The sequence below is a fragment of the Pedobacter endophyticus genome, assembly GCF_015679185.1.
Classification (GTDB): Bacteria; Bacteroidota; Bacteroidia; order Sphingobacteriales; family Sphingobacteriaceae; genus Pedobacter; species Pedobacter endophyticus.
In genome coordinates this window covers 980,549-994,734 of sequence record NZ_CP064939.1, presented here as the reverse complement: position 1 = coordinate 994,734, position 14,186 = coordinate 980,549, and the positions used below count along the sequence as shown (strand labels likewise).

At 40.8% G+C, this 14,186-nt stretch carries 12 protein-coding genes; 4 read left to right on the top strand and 8 right to left on the bottom strand.

The features are described 5' to 3' along the window. Positions 1 to 184 precede the first annotated feature (184 nt). Positions 185 to 682, top strand: coding sequence for a DUF1579 domain-containing protein (locus IZT61_RS03975; RefSeq protein ID WP_196099904.1), 498 nt, complete (start codon positions 185 to 187; stop codon positions 680 to 682). 574 nt (positions 683 to 1,256) lie between these two features. Then, on the top strand, positions 1,257 to 2,459 hold the full coding sequence (locus IZT61_RS03970) for an MFS transporter (protein WP_196099903.1): 1,203 nt from the start codon (positions 1,257 to 1,259) through the stop codon (positions 2,457 to 2,459). A 404-nt stretch (positions 2,460 to 2,863) separates the two neighbouring features. Here the strand turns inward: IZT61_RS03970 and IZT61_RS03965 are convergent, their stop codons facing one another. The 8 genes from IZT61_RS03965 to IZT61_RS03930 all read right to left on the bottom strand — a co-directional run bounded on the left by IZT61_RS03965 (position 2,864) and on the right by IZT61_RS03930 (position 10,701). Beyond that, positions 2,864 to 3,757 (bottom strand): DUF72 domain-containing protein, encoded by an 894-nt coding sequence (locus tag IZT61_RS03965; RefSeq protein ID WP_196099902.1) that lies wholly within the window; start codon positions 3,755 to 3,757, stop codon positions 2,864 to 2,866. Between the two features lie 6 nt (positions 3,758 to 3,763). Next, complete coding sequence (locus tag IZT61_RS03960; RefSeq protein WP_196099901.1) at positions 3,764 to 4,123, bottom strand: DUF5615 family PIN-like protein; 360 nt, start codon at positions 4,121 to 4,123, stop codon at positions 3,764 to 3,766. After that, on the bottom strand, positions 4,104 to 4,340 hold the full coding sequence (locus IZT61_RS03955; RefSeq protein WP_196099900.1) for a DUF433 domain-containing protein: 237 nt from the start codon (positions 4,338 to 4,340) through the stop codon (positions 4,104 to 4,106). The genes IZT61_RS03960 and IZT61_RS03955 overlap by 20 nt, the downstream gene beginning before the upstream one ends. A 177-nt stretch (positions 4,341 to 4,517) precedes the next feature. Continuing rightward, a complete protein-coding gene (locus IZT61_RS03950) occupies positions 4,518 to 5,906 on the bottom strand; it encodes an arginine decarboxylase (protein WP_196099899.1) in 1,389 nt (462 codons plus the stop codon). A gap of 464 nt (positions 5,907 to 6,370) precedes the next feature. Further along, entirely contained in the window at positions 6,371 to 7,552 is a 1,182-nt protein-coding gene (locus tag IZT61_RS03945) for a THUMP-like domain-containing protein (protein WP_196099898.1), read from the bottom strand. A gap of 545 nt (positions 7,553 to 8,097) precedes the next feature. Further along, positions 8,098 to 9,360, bottom strand: a complete 1,263-nt coding sequence (locus IZT61_RS03940) for an aspartate kinase (protein WP_196099897.1) — start codon at positions 9,358 to 9,360, stop codon at positions 8,098 to 8,100. Position 9,361: 1 nt separating this feature from the next. Beyond that, positions 9,362 to 9,829, bottom strand: coding sequence for a GNAT family N-acetyltransferase (locus IZT61_RS03935; RefSeq protein WP_196099896.1), 468 nt, complete (start codon positions 9,827 to 9,829; stop codon positions 9,362 to 9,364). A 179-nt stretch (positions 9,830 to 10,008) separates the two neighbouring features. Beyond that, positions 10,009 to 10,701, bottom strand: a complete 693-nt coding sequence (locus IZT61_RS03930) for a YggS family pyridoxal phosphate-dependent enzyme (RefSeq protein ID WP_196099895.1) — start codon at positions 10,699 to 10,701, stop codon at positions 10,009 to 10,011. 71 nt (positions 10,702 to 10,772) lie between these two features. On the opposite strand from IZT61_RS03930, the gene IZT61_RS03925 reads away from it, so the two are divergent. Continuing rightward, positions 10,773 to 11,324 carry a DUF4296 domain-containing protein gene (locus tag IZT61_RS03925; protein WP_196099894.1) on the top strand — a complete coding sequence of 184 codons (552 nt, stop codon included), beginning with the start codon at positions 10,773 to 10,775 and terminating at the stop codon, positions 11,322 to 11,324. 1 nt (position 11,325) lies between these two features. Continuing rightward, positions 11,326 to 13,704: an endonuclease MutS2 gene (locus IZT61_RS03920; RefSeq protein ID WP_196099893.1), complete on the top strand. Its 2,379-nt coding sequence runs from the start codon at positions 11,326 to 11,328 to the stop codon at positions 13,702 to 13,704. Positions 13,705 to 14,186: the final 482 nt, after the last annotated feature.

Below are 14,186 nucleotides of genomic sequence, written 5' to 3'. Positions count from 1 at the left end.
ATTACAATAAGCAATTTACAGTTAGCAGTTGGCAATTTACAGTTGGCAGTTGGCAATTAGCAATTTACAGTTGACAATTCAACAATTAACCAGTTAACCAATTTCAACAGTTAATCCGTTCAACAATTTAGCAATGCAACAATTAAACAATTAAACAATTCAACAATTATCTTTAGCTTTGAGTATGGCAAAAAGCAAATTTGAGCAATCGTTGGAAAATGGTGCTCACAGCAAGATCAAAAATCTGGTTGGCAGCTGGGAGGGAACAACTAAAACCTGGTTCCAAAAAGACGTTTTGGCAGACGAATCACCCGCTCACGCTGAGATTACATCCATTTTAGACGGTCGTTTTATATCGTACGACTATCAAAGCAGCTTAGAGGGTAAGCCGTTATCCGGTAAAATGATTATCGGATTCGATATTCCTTATCAAAAATTTACTTTTAGCTGGATCGACACTTTCCACATGGGCACTCAAATTATGCAGGCCAGCGGCGAAGCTACAGAAAATGGCTTTTCAATTTTAGGTTCGTGGGGAAATCCCGAGTACGGCGAACAGTTATTCGGCTGGCGCACGGAACTTGAAATAATAAATGATGATCAGATTGTTTTCTGGGCCTACAACATTATGCCCGGCGAAGAAGAGGTTAAGGCCATTGAAACGGTTTACAAACGGATTTAAACGCGTAAGCCAAAAAGGCGCCTCATAAATAAAGATCTGTCATCCTGAGCTTGTTGAAGGACTTGTCTAAATGCTTAAGGGGCGTTTCGACTACCTGACCCGATTTCTAAAATGATGTGGACACATCTTTGAAACATTGTTTTACGAGCTGAAATCATCAAATCCGATAGCTATCGGATGACAACACATTTTATGGCGTTTTCTAAGAACGGTCGTCATCCTTCCCGAATCTTCGGGAGGGATCCTAATGCGCAAGAAATTGGGCGCCGAGCAGTAATCCCGTACGTACGGGACCGCCTGCGCAGGAATGACGGCGCAAAAAACGAGATGTATCCACAGGATACGACTTCTCGGGAAGATCAACGTGACAAATTCGGATCAAAGTTAATATTTTGAGAAAACCTCTTGTAAATAATAACAATTTTCTTTTATCCGAAAGTGCGATAAGTTATGATGTAGTTGCTTGAGTGCTTAGTGTGTTATTTACACTAAGTGTTTGCTTAAAGTCAAAGTATGCTTTTTTAAGCCCGCGGTGCTGTATTTTTTTGGACATTTGCACTGCAAAGTAAAAGTCATGCAAAAAGATTCCCAGTCCGCTTCCCCAAAAAATGTTAATTTAACAATCGTTAGTTTCGTAGCCTTTACCTTTTTTGGCTATTTTACAATCGGCCTCACATTGGCTGTACTTCCCGAATATCTCCACGGAAATTTAGCTTTCAGTACCATGATCGCTGGTTTGGTAATCAGTTTGCAATATGGGGCAACTTTTTTGTTTCGCGGTTACGCAGGGAAAATTGTAGACAGAAGAGGACCGAAGCCCGCCGTTTTAATGAGTATGGCAGGATTCATCGTAAGTGGCGTCGTTTTATTGGCGGTTGCTTTTTTGAAAGACTACAGAATGCTTAGTCTGGCGCTGCTTGTGGTCATGCGCCTGGTAACCGGCTTCTCAGAAGGTTTGGTTGGTGCCAGTCCTATTAACTGGGCAATTTTTAAAGTAGGTAGCCAACATACCGCTAAAGCCATAAGCTATAACGGCATCGGTAATTACGGTGCGCTGGCGGCCGGTGCACCGCTTGGTGTCATCATCAGCAATAACTTGGGCATTGGTTACATTGCTTTGCTTATCATTATAATAGGGGTTGCAGGCTTGGTTTATGCAAACGGTAAAATAAATATCATCGGAGCAAGCAAGGAAGCACCTCAATCGTTTTTATATGTGCTGAAAAAAGTTACCCCTTATGGCCTTTGCCTAGCTGCCGGCGGAATCGGGTTCGGCGCAATTTCTACTTTTATTACGCTTTATTATTCTTATCTGCACTGGACAGGCGCTGTACTTTGTCTTTCGCTTTTTAGCTCGATGTTTGTTTTGGGCAGGTTAATATTTGCAGGAGCCATAAACCAATATGGCGGCATGAAAACGGCTATTGCCTGTTTAGCGATGGAAGTGATTGGATTAAGTGTGATTGCGATGGCCGTTAACCCAATGTTTACATTTATTGGCGCCGGTATTGCTGGTTTGGGCTTTTCGCTCGTTTTTCCGTCACTTGGCGTAGAGGCCGTTCGTTTGATCCCGGCTTCAAGTCAGGGTGCTGCTCTTGGAAATTACGGTTTGTTCATCGATTTATCTTTAGGGATTACCGGGCCGTTGCTTGGTGCGATTTCAACAGGCTTCGGAATGAATTATCTGTTCCCTTTTAGCTTGTGTATCGTAGCAATGGGACTGCTTTTAGCGGTTGCCATATACTATAAACGGCAGAAACTGCAGGTGGCCAATTAAGATTAACGGTAGAAAAATGGAGTTTGCTGTCTCCGTGAGTGCCCGCCTGATCCGGACGGGCAGGCAGTGAAGAATCTGCAAGCGATGAAAGTTTGTGTATTCTCAATCCTGAAGGGTCTTATAGGTTGTCACCTTGAGCGGAGTCAAATGGATCACACTAGGCTTCGACTCCGCTCAGCCTAACAGAGGGTCTTCGACACTACCAAAGCTTTAACTGCAGTGTAAGCATTAATGTGCGGTTAAACTTTGCTGTCATGCTGAGGAACGAAGATTCACTAAGCGATGGAATGCCAAAAGCTAACAAACGTCTGCCTAAAACAGAGGTGAGTGAATCAAAATCACTGCAAAATAACAAAGGGATTCTTCGCTACGCTCAGAATGACAGTACAGGATGAAGCATTGATTTAAAACAAAGTTGCCGGATTTGGCGTAGCCATCACCGGAATCTTTAAATCTGTTTGTAGCGCCTCATTTAGTTTCTCGATAAAGTGTGCTGACAGTAGCGGCGAAGCAAGTTCAACGTTTTGGTGAACAAAGAAATACAGGTTTTGTAATCCTTCGTTTTTCCACTGAACAATACGCTCTACCCATTCATCGAGTCGATTGTAATCGCTCTCGTGGTTTGCACCAACGTAACGTATAAATGCAGTTGGTGTAGTCAGGCGCATGTGGAGCATATCTCTTCGGCCCGCGGTATCAACAATGATATTTGTAACACCGTTATCTTCAAACAACTTCGCAAAATCGTTAGCAATTGCTGCATTTGAGAACCATTCCACATTCCGCACCTCAACACCTAGCGGGATTACCTTAGGAAACTCTTCTATAACAGTTTTCAGTCGGTCGAAATCCTTCGGCTTAAAGTTATCGTGCAGCTGCAAAAACGCCATGCCCAGCTTATCTTCGAAATTGCTGATGGCATCACAAAATTGCTCAACGGGCTCTTTAACGTTGATCAGTCGCTTAAAATGACTAACGCTATTGGTTATTTTGGGGAAGAACTTAAAATCGGCAGGCGTCTTTTCCGTCCACGTAATAACTTGTTCGCTACTGGGCATACCGTAAAATGTAGCGTTCAGTTCAATGGAGTTAAATTGCGTAGCGTAGTAGCTAAGCTCGTCCTTTGTTCCCTTTGGGTAAAAGCCTTTCAAATCTGTTTTGTTCCATTTAGCGCAGCCAACAAATGCCTGAAAATTTTGCTTAGGCTTGTTTGCGACTAAAATTTTTGCGGTTTCCGGTGCATCAGCAGGAAGTTTAAAATCTATAATGGATGGGTCGTCTACTTGGCCGAATTTCATAATATTTTATTTTATGTCAAATATATCCAAATCTCCAAAAATTAGACTATCTATTGCATCATAAATCTGTGATCTTAAGGTTTGCCAAAGGTATCTATTTGAGCAATTGCTTAGGTTAATCGCAATTAATTTTGGAGGAGATCCTTTCCAGGAAACCAGATTTCGAAAATCATTATCCTTTGATAGGATGATTACTTTCTGTTTGCTTTTAGCGAGTTTATAGATGTCCTCGTCTGGTATTTTGTTTAGTTTTAAATAGTGGAATGAAATACACTTGATTTTTATTTCCTCCATTAACCACTTTGCTATTATTGGAGAGGTGTTTTCATCTACCCAAACCTCCCATTCATTCGTAAATATATTCATCCCTAATCTGTTTAGCGCTAAAAAGCAATGCTGCCTTTATATCGTCACTTTCGAGGATGGGATGTTCCTCTAAAATTTCTTCATTCGTCATTCCAGATGACAAAAGTTCCAAAATGTCAATTACCGTAAATCGATTGCCTCTAATGGTGGGCTTGCCACCCATCAGTCCAGGGATAATCGTGATTCGTTCTAATAAAAGATTTTCCTGACTTTTCATGTTTAAATTTAGTAAATTATTTACAATAAAGAAAGCACAAAGTAATACTTAATGCTCCCAACAAAAAAAATACCCCAGTTTAAAAACCGAGGCATTTATGTGTTATAATATTAAATTTAATGTTGACTGTATTCCCAAACTGAGACTGATAACTGAGACTGAGAACTGAGAACTGAATTAATATCCCAGTATCTTCAACACCTGCTTACTATTTTGTTCTTCGCCAAAAACCTCAAAGTTGAAGCTTTCATCGCGGTTTCTACGAATTAAAACATGTTTCGGACTTGGTAATAAACAGTGGTGAATACCTCCATAGCCGCTTAAAACCTCTTGGTAAGCGCCCGTATGGAAGAAACCCAAATACTGTACTTTACGCGTTTTCGGCATAAATACACTGTTCATATGCGCCTCCTGATTATAGTAATCCTGGCCATCGCAAGTTATTCCGCCGAGGTTAACACGCTCGTATTCCGCATCCCAATTGTTAACTGGCAGTAAGATATATTTTTGGTTAAGCGCCCAAACATCAGGCAGGTTCGTAATAAAAGATCCATCTAACATTAACCAGCGCTCACGGTCGTTTTGCTGCTTGCGACCCAAAACTTTGTATAAAATTCCGGAAGCCTCAGCAACCGTATATTTTCCAAACTCGGTAATAATATCTGGCTCCATAACCTCATGGATGGCACAAATTTCCTTAATCCGCTTTACGATTTCGTTTACCATGTACTCGTAGTCGAAATCAAATACCAACGAATCTTTAAACGGCATTCCGCCGCCGATATCAAGTGTGTCTAAATCAGGATTGATCTTTTTAAACTTGCAATAAAGCGTAACATATTTTTCAAGCTCGTTCCAGTAATATGGCGTATCAGAAATACCTGAATTGATGAAAAAGTGCAATAATTTTACGCGGAAGTTCGGATTATGAACAATCTTATTGTTGTAAAAGTCGATTACATCTTCCATTCTGACACCTAAACGAGAGGTATAAAATTGCGAGTCGGGCTGTTCCTCAGCAGCAATACGGATCCCCAAATTACAAGGTGTATCAATATCCACCTCATCATCAAAAAGGTTAAACTCCTCTTTGTTATCCAACACGGGAATAATGTTCCGATAACCGTCGTGCAACATATCGATAATATATTGCTTGTATTGATAGGTTTTAAAACCGTTGCAAATAATCGTAGTATCCTTGGTTAATTTGCCTTTTTTCTCTAACGCATCAACCATTGGCATATCAAAGGCCGATGATGTTTCTAAGTGAATATTGTTCTTTAATGCTTCCTCTACAATGTGCTTAAAATGCGAACTTTTGGTACAATAGCAATATTTGTAGTCGCCACGATAATTATTTTTTAAAATGGCAGTTTGGAAAAGGATCTTGGCTTGCTGAATTTTCTTGCTTACCATTGGTAAGTACGTGAAACGTAGGGGAGTACCGTAAGTTTCAATCATTTCCATCAGGTTTAAATCCTGAAAATATAACTCATCATCTATAACATCAAAGCCTTCTTGCGGAAAGCCAACGCTTAGATCGAGAAATTCTGAGTAACTCTGCATTTACTTTTAAGATAATTTTTGCAAAAATGTAATTTTAAATCGAGAATTAATCCTTATCAAGAATATTTTTACCGTTTAGAAACGCTTTATTAGCCAATACGTTTTTAGCGGCTTCCCTATCTGAACAACGAGGTGCCAAATGTGTTTAAATTATCTGTTTTAAACGAGGGGAAATTTAAGGTTTTGAAGAATTTACGATGTAGGTGAAATAACGCTTAATACATCGAATATAAGCGACCGTTATCATCAGAAATCAGTTCTAGAAAAAACAAAGGAGTTGGGATGACAGGTTCTTTCGACAAATCGTCATTGCGAGGCCAGGCTTGTGCGAGCCGAAGCAATCTGATTTCTACAAAAAGAGATTGCTTCGTGCCTCGCAATGACGTTAAGGCGGTCGTCATTGCGAGGAATGAAGCAATCTTATTGAGAAATATGCTAATTATCAATAAATAATAATCGAACGATTAATAATACTGCAAAATACTGCATTTGATTACACAATTGTTTTGGTGAGCCTTGGTAAAGATGAAAAATTCACTTTTCGACGGTTTGATTTTATGCTTTTTAACAAGTTCGTCGGCTCTCGCCGGATAATTTCTAACGATTACATTCCCGCTTGGGTTTTTTAGTCTTTTCAGTTCGGCGGGACTTAGTACCTCGTTAACTAGAAATATCCGACCGGGAAACTCAGCGTTGATCTCTCGCGAAATGTACAATTGCGTTTGCGGATCGAGCTTTTTAAGTCCGTACGTTTGTCCGATAAAATTGAAAGCGCCTGATTTTAACAAAGCGGCATCGGGCTCATAAAGATAATCGCCCGGGGCAACTTGAGAAGCGAACTCGGTTTCGGTATTTAACGTCGCCCAGCCAATGGTTAGGCTTTTTTCGGTTTCGTTTAAGGTAGAGGCTACAATTTCAGTCCTGCCATTAAAATGGCGGTCAATTATCCATAAAAGTTCCTTGCACTCGTTTTTAACGCTTACAATGTGGATCTGACTAACGTTTTTAAGTTCGGATAACCCGGCGGAAATATCGAGCAGCGGCGCTGTTTTAATGATAATTCTTTCGGTTTTACGCAAAAGGGCGTCGAGATTTATGGTAACGTTTGGTGTGCAATCTTTCAGCATAAAAACTTTGCCTTTTTCTGCCCGTCTTGCCGGGTCTATATAAATGGTACCAAACTGTGCGGAAGCAGATTTTACATATTCGATGCCATCGGTATTTTTAAACGTAATGTTTTCAGCCTGTAACACTTCGGCGTTATGTTGCGCAATTTCAGAAAGATCGCCATTGATTTCGCAATGCGAAACTGTTTGAACTTGCGATGCAAAATAAAATGCATCAACCCCGAAGCCTCCTGTAACATCTATTAGTGAGTTACTGACGGCTAGTTTCGACTTATATTTCGCTGTAATCTCCGATGATGTTTGCTCAATGGATAGGGAAGAGGGATAATAAATGTTTTGTGCATTGAACCAGGTGGGCAATTTTTTTTCGGCTTTTTTCCTTGCAAGAATCTGGTTGGCCAATTCGGCAGACGAAACATCATCAAAAGGACTTTTAGCTAACGCGATTTGATTGGTATCGGCGTTCAAATTTAAACGGATATAATCTTGTACGGGTTGAGCTAAAATGGCTTTGTTCATTATTTAAGTATCAAGTATTTAGTATCAGGCCCGCCTGACCGGACGGGCAGGTATCAAGACTTTGCAGGTTGCTGTAAGGTTTTCTATTTCGGATTTCCGACTCTTTTCGCTCTGGTCTTTCACCCATTTCTGTCGCTTTAAGATTGCTTCGTACCTCGCAAAGACGAACTGGATAGGTCTTTCCGCTTTAGTCTTTCGTCGGACTTTAGACTTTAGACTCCGAACTTTTTCGCTTTCCGCTTTAGTCTTTCAGCTTTTACCTTTTGTAGCGCCTTATCTTCGGGCTTCCGAATGTTTTCCACTTTCAGCTTTAGTCTTTCAGCTTTTTTAGCGCCTTATCTTCGGACTTCCGGACTCCCGACTTTCGGACTGTTTTCCGCTTTCCGCTTTAGTCTTTCAGCTTTTACCTTTTTTAGCGCCTTATCTTCGGACTTCCGGACATCCGACCTCGGACTTTTTCACTTTCCGCTTTCCGCTTTAGTCTTTCCGCTTTCTGCGGCACTTTATCTTCGGACTTCCGGACTCCCGACTTTCGGACTTTTTCCTCACATATTCTTCATTACCATTTGGCAAGTATGTCTACTTTTTACCTCAAGCAGAATGTCTTTATCAACCGTTACGCGATCAATAGTTTGTTGATTATAATAGCGTATGGTAACCAATTCGAGGTTTTTATTGTACTTCACGGTAAAATCGTTCGACAGGTCGCTGATGAGTTTTTCTATTTGGCGCTCATGATCATCGACACTAACAGAAAAGCTTATTGCTGAATTGAGCATCGTATTGATCTTGATTTTGTGCTTATGAAAAAGATCGAAAATATTGCTCAGGTTTTCTTCGATGATAAAAGAATAATCTTTTGGAAAGATCGAGATTAAAGCCTGATTGATCTTGAAAATAAACGACGGTGTCGGCAGCGGATTGCTGTCTTTTGTGATGGCGGTTCCTTTTCCGGTTGGCTCAATAAACGAACGCACAAACAATGGAATGCCTTTATTTTGAAGCGGTTTTATCGTTTTGGGATGAATTACAGTAGCACCGTAATAGGTCAATTCGATTGCATCATGGTAGGACAGCTGAGGGATTTTCTCGGTCTCATCAAACCACTTCGGATCTGCATTTAACACCCCGGGCACATCTTTCCAAATGGTAAGCGCTACGGCATCTAAACACGACGCAAAGATTGCCGCCGAGTAATCCGAACCTTCCCTACCCAAAGTGGTGGTGTAGTTTTCGCTTGTGCCACCAATAAAACCTTGGGTTACAATGATGTTATCCTCCAGTAGGGGCGCAAGATCCTTTTGAATAATCTGGTTTGTTTTAGGCCAATCTACCTTTCCTTCGCGGTACGTATTATCGGTTTGGATGTAATTTCTGGCATCTACCCAAAGCGTTTTATTTTCCGTTTTGTTGAGCCACGCAGCTAAAATCTTGGTCGAAACCACTTCTCCGATAGAAACGATTTGGTCGTAGATATAATCTGGGTGTTCAGTAGGTTCTTCTTCAATCAGCCAATCAATTTCTACAAAAGTATTGGCCACATCATCATAAACGGAATTTTGTTCACCTCCAAAAAGTTTGTCGATTAACTGAAAGTGAAACTGTTTAATTTCTTCAAAAATTGTAGTTGTATTTTCGCTATGCGATAGGTAAGCGTAGGTTAAATCCTCCAATCGATTGGTAATCTTGCCTATGGCAGAAACTACAACGAGCAATTTCCCGTTTTGATAATCGCGAATAATGTTGGCTACATTTCTGATGCCGGCCGCATCCTTAACTGAGGCTCCTCCAAATTTAAAAATATCCATATTAAAACGCCTTAATTTGAGTGGTAGATAATGCTGCATTTAACCAGCCATTCTCTAAGGTTGCGTTGTATTTGTTGTAAAAATTAATGGCGGGCTCATTCCAATCTAACACCTGCCAAACCATGCCGTTATAATTTCCGTTTTTAGCTTCGGCAATCACCTTTTCAAATAGTATTTTACCAATACTCTTGCCACGCATTTCTTCGGTAACGATAAAATCTTCTAAGTATAATCTACAGCCTTTCCAAGTAGAGTAACGTGTGTAATAAAGCGCAAAGCCCACCACGGTACCGTCAACTTCGGCAACAAAAGCCTTCCAAATCGGTTTTTCGCCAAAGCCAGCTTCAATAAAGTGGTTTAAATCTACGGTTACTTCCTCTGGGGCACGCTCGTAAACCGCCAATTCATTAATTAGTTCGAGTATTCTCGGACAATCGTCTGCAATTGCAGTTCTAATATTTAGGTTCATTTCTTTATCTTTTTGTCAATTTGAGGTTTTTGTTGGTGGTTGATTGTCCGTTGACTGAAGTCAACGGCATTGAATGCAATTCGCCAAACCAGCCATTGCCGTCGGTTTCAACCGACGGAGCTGGGGCAATGCATGCAATTCGCCAAACCAGCCATTGCCGTCGGTTTCAACCGACGGACTCAGTCAGTATTTTTAAAATGTTTAATCACTCTTTTCCCAAAAATACTTGAGCCTATCCTCACCATGGTACTGCCTTCTTCAATAGCAATTTTATAATCGGCGCTCATGCCTGTCGAAATTTCTTTAAACGCATCATCATTGGCAAAAAAGCTAGCTTTAACACCTTCAAAAAGCACTTTTAACTCATTAAATTCGATGGTAATCTGTTTTTCGTTTTTTGTGTTTGTTGCAATCCCCATAAGCCCGACAATACGGATATTTTTTAGCTCGCGAAATTCATCTGAGCGTAGAATTTCGATAACCTCATCGTAGGCCAATCCGAATTTGGTATCCTCATCGGCAATGTAAACTTGCAGCAAGCAGTCGATTATTCTTTTATTTTTAAGCGCCTGTTTATCAATCTCCTGGAGCAGTTTTAAGCTATCAACCCCATGAATGAGTTTAACAAATGATGCAATATACTTGACCTTATTGCTCTGTAAATGACCAATTAAATGCCACTCAATATCATCAGGTAGTTCAGTTTGTTTTTCAACCATTTCCTGTACATGGTTTTCGCCAAAAATACGCTGACCGGCATTGTAAGCTTCTAAAATAGATTCAATAGGTTGTGTTTTCGAAACCGCAATCAGTTTAACGCCATCCGATTCAACCTCGCTTTTATATTTTTTAAGATTATCAGCTATGCTCATTTATAACTATTTTTGGTAAAATTAATAACCTTGCCGCAATTTGGGCAATAAATAACAGTTTAAATTAGAAAATGAAGAGATTAATATGGGTTTTAATGGTGGCCGTTGTAGGCGTGGGTTGTAAGCCTGGCATCCCCAGCGGCATTATTAAGCCCGAAAAAATGGAGAAAATTTTATTCGATGTGCACATAGTCGACGGTTACCTGTCTACCATTTACATTCCCGATTCTGCCAAAAAAATCGCTTCTTCTTATTACAACGGAATTTACAAAAAATTTAACATCGACTCAGTTCAATACCATAAAAGCCTGGTTTGGTACAACAGTAACCCCACTGAGCTGGAGAAAATGTACAAGAACATTCAGATTGCAATGAGTAAACAAAAGAAAGCGACCGAAATTGCTGATTTGATGATTAAGAAGAAGAAATTTAAAGCAGATTCGATCGTTATTATTAAGAAATTCAAGGCTGATTCTTTAACCATCAGGAAAAAAATGAAACCTGATTCCCTGTCCAAAGCAAGGTCGGTTGCTGAGATCGCCAGACTGAAAAAAAAGGCCGACTCATTAATAAATATAGAAAGAACCGGAGCAGCGAGCCTTGTTCCAACACCAGTACAATAATATGTTATATCCCGAGAATTGTTTAGAACGTTTAGGATTTGTAGAAATAAGGCAGCTAATTAGCAAACATTGTTTGAGCCCGATGGGGCAGGCGATGGTGCAAAAGATGCAAGTGATGAATCGTTTTGATCAAATCGATAAATTTTTACGCCAAACCGACGAGTTCAAAAGTATCCTGCAAAATCAGGAGCCCTTACAAATCAATACGTTTTTTGATATCAAATCGCTGATCGAAAAGATCAGGGTAGAAGGCACTTATCTGTTAGAAGATGAGTGGTTTCAGGTGTACACCTCATTGCAGACCGTTTTTTCGGTTTTGCGGTTCTTCGAGGAGCGGGCAGAGGTTTACCCAACCTTGGAGGCTTTGTTTGAACACTTGCCAATAGAAAAGAATATCCTACGCAAAATTGAAACCGTGATAGATGCAAAAGGGAAAATTAAGCCCAATGCGTCAAAAGAATTGCAAGAAATTACCTCCGCAATAGCAAAGGCCGAGCAGGATGTACGCAAGCGCATGGACTCGATTTATAAGCAGGCCATTGCCAACAACTGGGTTGCCGATGGAAGTTTAACCATCCGCGATGGGCGAATGTGTATTCCCGTATTAGCAGAGAACAAACGTAAGTTAAAGGGCTTTGTGCATGATGAATCGGCCTCTGGCCAAACCGTTTACATTGAGCCCGAGGAAGTTTTTTCTTTAAATAATAAACTCCGCGATCTCGAATTTGACAAACGGAGAGAAATTATTAAAATCCTGATTGCCCTAACTAACGATCTTCGTCCGTATTCACCGCTATTGCTTTCTTACCATGGCTTTTTAACAAAGCTTGATTTTGTGCGAGCAAAAGCACTTTTTGCCCTTGATATTGATGCAGAAAGGCCGGGATTGCTAAAAGAGCCAAAAACGAAGCTGATTAATGCAAGACACCCCTTGCTATCAATTTCGTTCGCTGCCGAAAAGAAGACCGTAACCCCTTTAAACATCCATATCGACGCAGAAACACGCGTAGTCCTGGTTTCAGGACCAAATGCCGGTGGTAAATCGGTTTGCATGAAAACAGTTGGTTTACTGCAGATTATGCTGCAAACTGGTTTGCTTATTCCGGTTGATGCAAATAGTGAAGTCGGTATTTTTGATAACATCTTTGCCGATATTGGCGATGATCAATCGATAGAAAGCGATTTGAGTACCTACAGCGCCCACTTAAAAAAGATGCGTTATTTTGTAGAGCACGCCACGCCGAAAACGATGGTACTGATTGATGAATTTGGTACCGGAACCGATCCGCAGTTTGGTGGGCCAATGGCCGAGGCGGTTTTAGAGGTACTGAACAATAAAAAGGTGAGGGGCGTAATTACCACCCACTATTCTAATTTAAAATTGTTTGCCGGAAACACGCCCGGTTTAGAAAACGCATCGATGCTTTTTGATAACGCCAAAATGAAACCGCTTTATATCCTGGAAATGGGCAAGCCCGGCAGTTCTTATGCGTTCGAAATCGCACAAAATATTGGCTTGCCGAAGGAAGTAATTCAACTGGCAAAAGACAAAACCGGTTCGAACCAAAACCGCGTAGATACCATGCTGGTAGATCTTGAACGGGAAAAGAAAAACGTTTACGATGCGAAAGTAAGCCTGGCCAATCAGCAAAATAAGGCCAGAAACCTTGTTGCCGAAAATGAAAAGTTAAAGGCTTTTTTAGAGGAAAACAGAAAGGTTTTAATCAAAGAAGCCAAACAGGAAGCCCAAAACATCATTAAGAACGCCAACAAGCTAGTCGAAAATACCATTGCCGAAATAAAGGAAAAACAAGCTGAGAAAACGGTAACCAAAGAACTTCGCCAAAATTTACAGAGAGAATTGGTAAAAAATACCGTTCCGAAAGAGCGACCAAAACCTTCGCCAGTAGTTGTAGGCGGCGAAATTGAGGTGGGCGATTGGGTAAAATTTACTGATAGCGAAACCACAGGACAGGTTTTAGAGATCAACAGAAACGAACTCGTTTTAGCGATAGGTGATCTCCGCTCAACGGTGAAGAAAACCCGCGTACAGAAAATTAGCAACAAAGAAGCGAAAAAGGTTATTCAAAGCAGCAACAGTTCTTTTGCCGGGCGTATGAACGATGCTGTTTCAGGATTTAGGGCCGAACTCGATCTTCGCGGAAAGCGTACAGAAGATGCGCTGTTTGAAGTGGAGAAATATCTCGATAAGGCCATCATGCTTGGTTTCCCGTCCATTAAATTAATTCATGGAAAGGGCGATGGGATTTTAAGAAAAATGATCAGGGAATACCTACGGAAATACAGTCAGGTAAATAGGATGGAAGATGAGCATGCCGACAGGGGCGGCGATGGGATTACTTATGTTTATTTGAATTAAGTGGTTTAATACGTTCTTATTTTGCTGTCAGCCTAAGCGCAGCGAAGGATCTCCAGGCGATGGAATGTTAACGCTGAGCAGGCACAAACCTAAACTGAGCGTTTGCGGGTAAAGAACGGTTGAGTGCTACTAGGTTGGGGATTCTTCACTGGGTTCAGAATGAAAGCTAGGTTAAAGTGGTCGAGGCGTGTTGTCATCCTGAGCGCAGCGAAGGATCTCCAAGCGATGGAATGCTAACGCTGAGCAGGCACAAACCTCAACTGAGCATTTGTAATAAACGAATGGTTAAGTGCTACCAGGTTAGAGATTCTTCACTGCGTTCAGAATGACAGTTCGCCAAAAAAAAAGGGGTTTCGTGTAAAAAACTGAGGGGTTCATGTAAAGAAATATACCGGTTGATGTAAAAGCAGGATATTTACACTCAGAAACATAGGCCATACCAGGCCTTTACAATATTAGAAGTCATATGTCAAACGCCGGGT

Excerpts from the sequence above, each read along its gene's own strand:
- IZT61_RS03975 (WP_196099904.1), top strand. The coding sequence starts at position 185 with ATGGCAAAAAGCAAATTTGAGCAATCGTTGGAAAATGGTGCTCACAGC.
- IZT61_RS03970 (WP_196099903.1), top strand. The coding sequence starts at position 1,257 with ATGCAAAAAGATTCCCAGTCCGCTTCCCCAAAAAATGTTAATTTAACA.
- IZT61_RS03965 (WP_196099902.1), bottom strand. The coding sequence starts at position 3,757 with ATGAAATTCGGCCAAGTAGACGACCCATCCATTATAGATTTTAAACTT.
- IZT61_RS03960 (WP_196099901.1), bottom strand. The coding sequence starts at position 4,123 with ATGAATATATTTACGAATGAATGGGAGGTTTGGGTAGATGAAAACACC.
- IZT61_RS03955 (WP_196099900.1), bottom strand. The coding sequence starts at position 4,340 with ATGAAAAGTCAGGAAAATCTTTTATTAGAACGAATCACGATTATCCCT.
- IZT61_RS03950 (WP_196099899.1), bottom strand. The coding sequence starts at position 5,906 with ATGCAGAGTTACTCAGAATTTCTCGATCTAAGCGTTGGCTTTCCGCAA.
- IZT61_RS03945 (WP_196099898.1), bottom strand. The coding sequence starts at position 7,552 with ATGAACAAAGCCATTTTAGCTCAACCCGTACAAGATTATATCCGTTTA.
- IZT61_RS03940 (WP_196099897.1), bottom strand. The coding sequence starts at position 9,360 with ATGGATATTTTTAAATTTGGAGGAGCCTCAGTTAAGGATGCGGCCGGC.
- IZT61_RS03935 (WP_196099896.1), bottom strand. The coding sequence starts at position 9,829 with ATGAACCTAAATATTAGAACTGCAATTGCAGACGATTGTCCGAGAATA.
- IZT61_RS03930 (WP_196099895.1), bottom strand. The coding sequence starts at position 10,701 with ATGAGCATAGCTGATAATCTTAAAAAATATAAAAGCGAGGTTGAATCG.
- IZT61_RS03925 (WP_196099894.1), top strand. The coding sequence starts at position 10,773 with ATGAAGAGATTAATATGGGTTTTAATGGTGGCCGTTGTAGGCGTGGGT.
- IZT61_RS03920 (WP_196099893.1), top strand. The coding sequence starts at position 11,326 with ATGTTATATCCCGAGAATTGTTTAGAACGTTTAGGATTTGTAGAAATA.